Origin of the sequence: Mycobacterium sp. 1274756.6, assembly GCF_001668625.1 — a bacterium.
Classification (GTDB): domain Bacteria; phylum Actinomycetota; class Actinomycetes; order Mycobacteriales; family Mycobacteriaceae; genus Mycobacterium.
On the sequence record NZ_LZLJ01000080.1, the window covers coordinates 1 to 804 of the forward strand.

General features: G+C 75.6%; 1 protein-coding gene. It reads right to left on the reverse strand.

Translation table 11 applies throughout. From position 1 onward, the window contains the following. Positions 1-804: alpha-(1->3)-arabinofuranosyltransferase domain-containing protein (locus tag A5643_RS12290; RefSeq protein ID WP_156628783.1), on the reverse strand; the 804-nt coding region annotated here is incomplete at both ends.

Genomic DNA, 804 nt, shown 5'->3' on the forward strand with positions numbered 1-804 from the left:
CCACCCGGTAGATCTCCACCGCGGGGTAGCGCGGCCGCAGGCCGCTGTCGACGACGAAGCCGTCCAGCGCGCCCGGGCCGACCGGGTCGCCGAACTCGGCGACCTTGCTCAGTCCGGGCGAACCGTCGACCGCCCGGTGCACCAGGATGGGCCGCGCCGACCGGGAGGTGTCGGGGTCGAGGTCGTTGCGCACCACCAGGAAGCCGATGCCCTGGCGGGCCAGGGTGTCGGCCAGCCCGGCCGACGGGCGCCCACCGGCCAGCAGGCGCTGCACCGAGTCCAGGGCGCGGATCGCCTGCGGCGGGATCAGCGGGATCGAGTCGCGCACCCCCCACGGGCTCGCCCCGAGCACCTGCAGCGGTTCGTCGTGGGTGGAGCCCCAGACCTGGGTGGCGAACGGGGCGCCCGGCACCACCAGCACCCGCGCCGGGGTCGGGGTGCCGGTGTTGTGCTCGGTGAGCCAGTCGGCGGCGTCGTGCCAGTACTGCGGGATGGCGTCGAAGGTGCCCGGCGGGGTGAGCCGACCGGTCCAGGCCATCGAGGTGGCCGTCAGCAACGCGCACAGCGCCACGATGCCGACCGCCACCCGCCGGTCGCGTTCGGGATGGGCGAATGCGGCCAGCCACTGGGCGCGTGGGGCGCTGCCGGGCAGCGGGATGCGGGCCAGCAGCGCCGCCAGCCCCAGCGTCAGCGGAATCCGGATCAGCGACTCCAGCTTGTGCACGTTGCGCAGCGGCGCGCCGACGCCGTCGAGGAATTCCTGCACCGGGTGGGCCAGCGGGGCGCCCAGCCCGCCGGCGTACC